Origin of the sequence: Mesorhizobium sp. M7A.F.Ca.ET.027.03.2.1 (assembly GCF_003999175.1) — a bacterium.
In the GTDB taxonomy this organism is placed as follows: domain Bacteria; phylum Pseudomonadota; class Alphaproteobacteria; order Rhizobiales; family Rhizobiaceae; genus Mesorhizobium.
This window is the reverse complement of sequence record NZ_RZOM01001625.1, coordinates 1-824: the sequence shown is the minus strand read 5'-3', so window position 1 is coordinate 824 and position 824 is coordinate 1. Positions and strand designations below refer to the sequence as shown.

The 824-nt window shown below is 67.0% G+C and carries 1 protein-coding gene; it reads left to right on the top strand.

Translation table 11 applies throughout. The features are described 5' to 3' along the window. The coding region (locus EN750_RS36900; protein ID WP_189526779.1) for an FAD-dependent oxidoreductase at positions 1-747 on the top strand (747 nt) is incomplete at its 5' end. Positions 748-824 lie beyond the last annotated feature (77 nt).

The window sequence follows — 824 nt, the reverse complement described above, 5'->3', positions numbered from 1 at the left end:
GAGCTGACCCGGCCGGTGGTCAAGCGGCTCGCCACGCTCGGCGTCGAGGTGATGCTGGGCGCCAAGGCCAAGGGGCTTTCAACCAAGGGTGACGCGCTGCTGGTCGAGACCTCGGATGGCAAAAGCGCCAAGGTCGCCGCCGAAAAAATCCTGGTCACGGTCGGCCGCAAGCCGGTGACCGAAGGCTGGGGGCTCGAGCAGATCGACCTCGACAGGGCAGGCAAATTCATCCGCATCGACGACCAGTGCCGCACCTCCATGCGCGGCATCTTCGCCATCGGCGACGTCACCGGCGAGCCGATGCTGGCGCACCGGGCGATGGCCCAGGGCGAGATGGTCGCCGAGATCGCCGCCGGTCACAAGCGCAACTGGGACAAGCGCTCGATACCCGCCGTCTGCTTCACCGATCCGGAACTTGTGACGGCAGGCCTGTCGCCGGAAGAGGCCAAGGCGCTCGGCGGCGAGATCAAGATCGGCATGTTCCCGTTCGCTGCCAACGGCCGGGCGATGACCAAGCTCGGCGAGGACGGTTTTGTTCGGGTCGTCGCGCGCGCGGACAACCATCTGGTGCTCGGCATCCAGGCGGTCGGGCAGGGCGTGTCGGAACTGGCGGCGGCTTTTGGCCTGGCGCTGGAGATGGGCGCCAGGCTGGAGGACATTGCCGGCACCATCCATGCCCATCCGACGCAAGGCGAGGGATTCCAGGAAGCGGCGCTCAAGGCGCTGGGGCACGCGCTGCATGTTTGATTCGTGATAGTGCAAAGGCGGTGATGCTGGCGGGACACTCGCCCCCCTCTGTCCTGCCGGACATCTCCCCCTCAAGG